The organism is Chamaesiphon sp. VAR_69_metabat_338 (genome assembly GCF_031423935.1).
Classification (GTDB): domain Bacteria; phylum Cyanobacteriota; class Cyanobacteriia; order Cyanobacteriales; family Chamaesiphonaceae; genus Chamaesiphon.
The window spans coordinates 1-7,035 of record NZ_JANPGM010000531.1 but is presented as its reverse complement, the minus strand read 5'-3'; the positions used below and the strand labels follow the sequence as shown (position 1 = coordinate 7,035).

At 44.9% G+C, this 7,035-nt stretch carries 6 protein-coding genes; 2 read left to right on the top strand and 4 right to left on the bottom strand.

Features of this window, described 5'->3' with window-relative positions:
- The coding region (locus RMO84_RS14725; RefSeq protein ID WP_310489197.1) for a tetratricopeptide repeat protein at positions 1 to 1,535 on the top strand (1,535 nt) is incomplete at its 5' end.
- A 158-nt stretch (positions 1,536 to 1,693) separates the two neighbouring features.
- On the opposite strand, the gene fmt is transcribed toward RMO84_RS14725, so the two are convergent.
- From fmt to RMO84_RS14705, 4 genes are all read right to left on the bottom strand, one after another.
- Complete coding sequence (fmt, locus tag RMO84_RS14720) at positions 1,694 to 2,683, bottom strand: methionyl-tRNA formyltransferase (protein WP_310489196.1); 990 nt, start codon at positions 2,681 to 2,683, stop codon at positions 1,694 to 1,696.
- A gap of 192 nt (positions 2,684 to 2,875) precedes the next feature.
- Positions 2,876 to 4,408: an NAD(P)H-quinone oxidoreductase subunit N gene (locus RMO84_RS14715; protein WP_310489195.1), complete on the bottom strand. Its 1,533-nt coding sequence runs from the start codon at positions 4,406 to 4,408 to the stop codon at positions 2,876 to 2,878.
- 321 nt (positions 4,409 to 4,729) lie between these two features.
- Positions 4,730 to 4,999, bottom strand: coding sequence for a helix-turn-helix transcriptional regulator (locus tag RMO84_RS14710; protein WP_310489198.1), 270 nt, complete (start codon positions 4,997 to 4,999; stop codon positions 4,730 to 4,732).
- 238 nt (positions 5,000 to 5,237) lie between these two features.
- Positions 5,238 to 5,942, bottom strand: a complete 705-nt coding sequence (locus tag RMO84_RS14705) for a C40 family peptidase (protein WP_310489194.1) — start codon at positions 5,940 to 5,942, stop codon at positions 5,238 to 5,240.
- Positions 5,943 to 6,328: 386 nt separating this feature from the next.
- Between RMO84_RS14705 and RMO84_RS14700 the strand changes: the two genes are divergently transcribed.
- Positions 6,329 to 7,035 (top strand): prepilin-type N-terminal cleavage/methylation domain-containing protein (locus RMO84_RS14700; protein WP_310489193.1); only part of this gene is annotated, 707 nt, incomplete at its 3' end.

Here is a 7,035-nt window from a genome sequence, read left to right as displayed (position 1 = left end):
ATTTAGATCCTACTTTTGTCAACGCTTGGCTAAACATAGGAAATGCACTTATTAACTTAGAGAGATATGATGAGGCGTTGGAAAAACTACAAAAGGCAATCGAACTCAATCCTAAATCTGTGAATGCTTGGAATATTCAAGGATCTGCGTTATTTGGATTAGAGCAATATGAGAGAGCATTAGAAAGTTATCAACAAGCAATTAACTTAGATCCTAATTCCGTTGACGCATTGACAAATAGAGTAGCTACATTAATCAATTTAAATCGACATAATGAGGCATTAAAAAGCTCTCAGCAGCTAATTAGTATAGCTTCTGAATATGTTAATACTTGGACAAACCGAGGAACTGCTCTTATTAATCTAAAACAACATGATGAATCGCTAGAAAGTTATCAAAAAGCGATCAATGTCGATTCTAAATCCATTGATGCTTGGATAAATAGAGCTGCGGCACTTACTAGCTTAGGACGACCTAAAGAGGCATTAGAAGATTATAAAAAAGTAATTGAAATTAGCCCTAAATCCATTAAAGATTGGATAAATGTAGGGATTGCGCTTGTCAACTTGTCTCGACATGAAGAGGCACTAGAAAGCTATGGCAAAGCAATTAAACTAAGTCCTAAATCCATTAATGCTTTTAATTGCCAAGGCTCTGCCCTATCTGGGATAGAACGATATGAGGAAGCATTAAAAAGTTATCGAAAAGTAGTCGATTTCAACCCTAGATCTGCTAATGCTTGGATAAATCAAGGATTTATACTATTAAGATTAGAGCAATATGAAGATGCTCTAAAAAGTTATCATAAAGCAACTGAAATCAATCCTAAATCTGTTAAGGCTTGGATAAATAAAGGATTTGCACTATTTGAGTTAGAACGTTTTGAGGAGCAATTAGAAAGTTCTCAGATAGCAATCAGTCTCGATCCTAAATCTGTTGATGCTTGGATAGAAGGAGGTGTTGCTCTATCAGGTTTAGAGCGATACGAAGAAGCATTGGAAAGTTATCAACAAGCGATCGATCTCAATTCTCAATCTGCTAATGCATGGAATCGTCGAGGTGTTGTTTTACTCGCTTTAGGGCGTTATCAAGAATCTCTTGTTGCGTGCGATCGTGCTTTTGAAATCGACGACAATAATTTCGATACCCTGAATACTCAATCGCTAACGTTAAGTCTTATCAAACAATTTAATAAAGCTACTACTGCAATCAATCGATCGATTAAGTTAGAGCCAAAAAAAGTTTTACTCAGAGCTAATCGTGGCATTGTTTTGGCAAGAGCCAGTCGATACTCAGAAGCCTTTATTGAGTGCGATCGAGTAATTGAACAAGCTCCTCATCATGAGATCGGATATTATGCAAAAGCTTGCTATTATGCCTTGAAAGGTGAGGTCGAATTGGCGATCGATAGTTTGCAAAAAGCGATCGATATTAAACCTCGTCTTTGCAGAAGAGAAGCAAAACACAACCCAGATTTTGATGTTATTCGTGATAATGAGCGATTCCAAGAGTTGGTATATCGGGAAATATCGTGATTGCCAAAAACCAGACCCAATTCTAATCGATCTATCGCGATCGACAGCTACCGCACCGATAATTCCGGTACATCCGGCTAGCTGCTGGATACATTCACCCGATGTGGCATCCCAGGATTAATTAAATAAAGTAACGTCAGTCTATCGGTCGATCTGGGCTACCCCAACATTTCGCCTATAGCTAATCTCATACCATTTACTAAATCGGCACCGGATTGAGGACGTTTGCCAGCAAGTTGAACTTCGCGGAGGATCAGACAGCCAGAGTCAGTTTGAACGATCGGCCCCAAGCCTTTGGCAATTTTGACTACAGTGCCAGGTAAACTGCTACTGAGATCGAGACTCGCTAGCTCCGGCAATAACTTTTGCAGTTCTGGCGGTAGCTGCTCCGCAAATTCTGCACCCAGCGGTGCTGTCGCCATCACTTTCAGTGGTTGCGCGCGGAAGGTAGCGACACAATTGGGGTAAAAACCGCGAATTTGGTTATGGATCGCCAGATTCGATCGAGTCCAATCGACCGAGTATTCTGATTTTTGAATCGGCGGTGCGAAAGTAGCAGCTGAAGAGTCCTGGGGTGTCGGTGTAATTCGATCGAGACTGTAAATCGTCTCTACTAGCAGTCGCGCCCCCTCAACGGCCAATTTAGCCGCCAATCGATCGGCATTATCGAAGAGATCGACGGGAGTTTCATATTTGAGCAGCATTGCCCCGGTATCCATCCCCGCATCCATCAGCATGGTGGTAATTCCCGTGCGCGTCACTCCATCTGTCAAGCAACGTTGGATCGGTGCCGCACCGCGATACTGGGGTAACAATGAGCCATGAACATTGATACAGCCCAATTTGGGTAAATCGAGAATTTCCTGAGATAAAATCTGCCCGTAGGCTACCACGACAAATATATCTGCATCCAGGTCGCGTAATGCGGCGATCGTGTCGGGATCTTTTTTAATCCGTGCGGGTTGCCAAATCGGCAACTGATGCGCCACCGCCACCGCTTTAATCGGCGATGGCGATAATTGATTGCCCCGCCCGCGATTTTTATCCGGCTGCGTCACTACCCCCACCACCTGAAACTCTGGCTCTGCTAGCAGTTGCTCTAGGGTGGGAATAGCAAATTGGGGAGTACCGAAGAAGACGATTCGCATTTTAGGGATTAGGCTTTAGGCTTTAGGCTTTAGGTTATAGATTAGAGATTTTAGGCTTTAGACTCTAGTGCTGGATTTTAGGCTAGGTTTCGATCTCTGACTTTTCGGCTTTATAGAATAGTTGAAATCTATATCTAATCATCCTCATCCCTAAAGCCTAAAGCCTAATCCCTAATCCCTAATCCCTAATCCCTACTTAACTGCCACTTGTCGCTCCAAAGTCGCTTGCAACATCGGTGTGTTGCTCACCGAGTCATTGGCGATCGTAAACAGGGGATTGGAGAGAATTCCAGCTAGAGAAGTCGCGATCAAGGTGGCTAGGGTAGCGACTTGGAGCGATCTCATACCAGGGATGTTCCAATTGGAAACTGGGTAGTTTCTGACGACATCGGACATTTCGTTGGGTTCTTTGACTACCATCATCTTGACAACGCGGAGATAGTAGTAAATCGAGACGACGCTAGTGACGAGGGCAAGCAATACCAGTCCATAAGCACCAGCTTTCCAACCCGCCCAAAAGATGTAAATCTTGCCGAAGAAACCAGCTAAGGGGGGAATGCCACCGAGCGAGAGCAGACAGATACTCAGTGCGAGGGTGAGGAAGGGATCTTTTTGGTATAAACCAGCATAATCGCTAATGCGATCGGTACCCGTCCGCAGCGTAAATAGAATCACGCAGGCATAAGCACCCAAATTCATAAATAAGTAAACGAACAGGTAAAATACCATGCTGGCATAACCAGCCTCTGTCCCGATGACCATCCCGATCATCACAAATCCAGCTTGAGCGATCGAGGAATATCCTAGCATCCGCTTCATGCTCGTTTGTGCCAAAGCGACGACATTCCCCAGTACCATGCTCAAAATCGCTAGTGCAGTAAAGACAAAATGCCACTGCTCGATTACCTGTGGGAAGGCTGTCACCAATAATCGAATTGCTAGTGCGAATCCCGCCGCTTTAGAACCGACAGATAAGAACGCAACCACTGGTGTTGGCGAACCTTCATAGACATCCGGCGTCCATTGGTGAAAGGGTACCGCCGAAATTTTGAACGCAATTCCCGCGATGACAAATACTAAAGATACAACCAAACCTAACGACAGACTGCCGTTGGCGTTAGCCATCCCGATGGCAATTTCTGGTAACGTAGTTTCGCCGCCAGATAGTCCGTATAACAACGACACGCCATATAAGAATACCGCCGAACTCGACGCGCCAATTAAGAGGTATTTTAATGCTGCTTCATTCGATCGCGGATCGCGCTTCATGTACCCAGTCATCAGATAGGATGAGATACTCAAAGTTTCCAGCGACACAAAAATCGTCACGAGTTCGGTGGCTCCAGAGAGCAACATCCCACCTAACGAGGCTGTTAATAAAATCGTCACAAATTCGGCTAACGCAGTTCCCGTCTGCTCGACATAGGTAATCGACATCAGGATCGTCACTGCCGCTGAGAGCGCGACAATGCCCCGAAATACCACACTCAGCGGATCGCTACTAAAAGCCCCAAAAAATGCGACTGGAAGGGGATTATCCCACTGTAATACCAGGGCTACGATCGATGTAAATAAGCCACCCACCGCAATATAGGCTAAACTCCGAGCAGCACTCCTCCCGACAATCAAGTCGCCCACTAAAACTGTCAACAGTGTGGTGATGACAATTACCTCTGGGAGAATCGCTCCAGCATTGAGCTGAGTAACTAAATTATTAAAATCCATAAGTTATTTAACTCGATAAGAACCGATCGCACTCGATCGCTTTTAAAAGATATCCACTGCGCGCGCTGTTTCGATCTTACCGCAATGTTGGGTTTAGGCTTTAGGTTTTAGGCTTTAGGTGTTGGGTTTTTGGCTCTAGGTTTTAGGAAATGTGTACGGGTGAGATCTTTAAAGAGTGGGGGTTGTCTCTCAACCCCTCACAAGCCCAGGAACCACGAAGATTGACTCGAACGCAATATCTCACTACTTAATGCCTGAACCCAAAAGCCACTTCCTATTTCCCGACCTACTAACTAAAGCCTAAAGTCTCAAACCTAACTCCTACTCCCGCTCCGGCAAAGAACAACAATTAATATCGTGGAGACAAACCTTACCCCATTGCAGTGCCCAGCGGACTAGTGCCACGCGATTATCGACACCAGTGCCAGCCTTTTCCAGAATATTACTAATGTGGTTATCGACAGTACGTTTGCTAATTTCTAAGCGAGCGGCGATCTTTTCATTAGTCAAGCCAGCCGTTACTAGTTCGATTATTTCTATTTCGCGATCGGAGAGTGAAGCAGGTGTTTGAAGCTTATCATCATTGGTCATCATCACTGCCTTGATTACTACTGGTTGAGCGTTTCATCCTTGAATAGGATCGATTCTAATCCGTTCTTCCCCTAAGCTGCTATGAATTGAAAGCTAGTTTGGAGAACTAGTGACTTAGACTTAGATTTCTCGGAGTGCTAATCTATGGATCTCGATCGCCACGATCGATCCGATCGACCTTCATTCCCGGCAATTCTTTCTGCTTTATATTAACGCATGAGTCAGAGGAAATCGCCAATTAGGGCGTTTGCAACCCACTTCCCACCGAGCGAAAGCTGCTCCTCACGCGCCCACAGCAACGTAACTTGGCATAGTAACCGCAACCGATCGGATCGGCAGTGCGATCGCTCAAAATATCGATACCAATCCCATTTCTGCCCATTTGCACCCCCGAACTGTGGATATACTGCAAGTCGCCCAGATGGAGCGCGACATGATCGGTTTTGGCTGGCGTCCCAAAAAAGATCAGATCGCCAGGTAACATCTGCTCGATCGAAATTTGCTCGACAAACGCCTCCTGCTGATAAGAATCGCGCGGCAACCAAATCCCCTGAGAGCCAAATGCCGCTTGCATCAACCCCGAGCAATCATAATTAGGTGCCACAGTACCGCCCCATAAATAATAATTGGGCACCTGCATCGCCGCTTGAGTAAAGGCAATAACTTCAGGTATCCGCTCGGCAATTGTCGATCGATCGATTTCGATCGGCTGGTAAGTATCTGTCGCTAATTCTAGCTGCTCCACATCGGCAAGTTTCAACCAAGCATCATAATCATCTTCACACAACCGCACCGCCATAGATTGTGCCTTAGGCGTCAGCGATGTGACTCGCAAATGACGACCTCCAGCCGCTTGTGTCGCCAATCCCTCGCAACTGGGGGAACTATAAAGATCGAGATTAACCCGACACTTGTACTCATGATGAGTAGATAAATCGATCATTTTATTTGTTTAGATATGACAGAAATAGCGAGAATTTACCGAGCTACAACTTGAATTTTTGCAGATCGATCGAGTGTAAATACTGAGCGATCGCAGTCACAATCAATCTCTAAAAAACAGCTTAGGATTGAGTACGCAGCAACCAAACTTATCGACTTAGATTCTACTCCGAGTAGAGCCTCGATCGCTATCCCAAAGTTAACTGTTTAGAAGTCTATACCGATCGTGACTATTGGTGTGTAATTTCTAACTGCCAGTTGGGCATATTAAGAAAGCTGCCAGTTGCGCGATTCTCTTTCAGAGAGGCTTCGCCAACGAGAGCGATTCGCCGCAGCCAGCAAAATCGGTAATTACAAACTTTTATCTTCATTGAGGAGTCATTGACTGTGGCGATTAGACCACCTAAATATAACTCTCAAGGCTTCACCTTGATCGAGCTGCTAGTATCCGTGCTGGTAATTGGGATTATCGCAGGAATGGCATCCCCTTCATTACTATCGCTCAATAAACCATTGCGCGATGGCTCGTTGCAGTTTCAGGCACATCTAAGTCTGATCCGCTCCAAAGCAATCTCTACCAATCGCGCCTATCGCCTCAGACCCAAATATCTGACTACTGCAGAATATCGAGGTCAAAATTATCAACAAACTCCCCACAATTTTATTGTTGAATATGCGCGTAATTGTCAAGAGTCCAGATATGGGTATGGTCTATCGAATGTAAATCCCTCCACAGATTCAAAGCGTCCATACAACTCAACTTATCCAGATGGGGCACCAGATGGTTGGCAAGTAGCATCTGAATTAGACCTCGATTTACCAGAGACAATTGGTGTAAGTGCTACTCCTGCACCGAAAATCAACGGTGTCGATATACCATCAACGTCAACATTATTCACAATTAGACCTGCAAATAGATCTGCGTCGATCTCATTGACTGCCGAACCCTATCTGAATTGGAGCATCTGTTACGACAATCGTGGCGTCGCTTCTCAAGCAGTATCTCTAACACTAAAAGATTCTCAAGGTAATAACAAAGCAAAATTTGCATTAATTGATGTGACAGGAGTTGGCAGCGTAGATATTAGAACCAG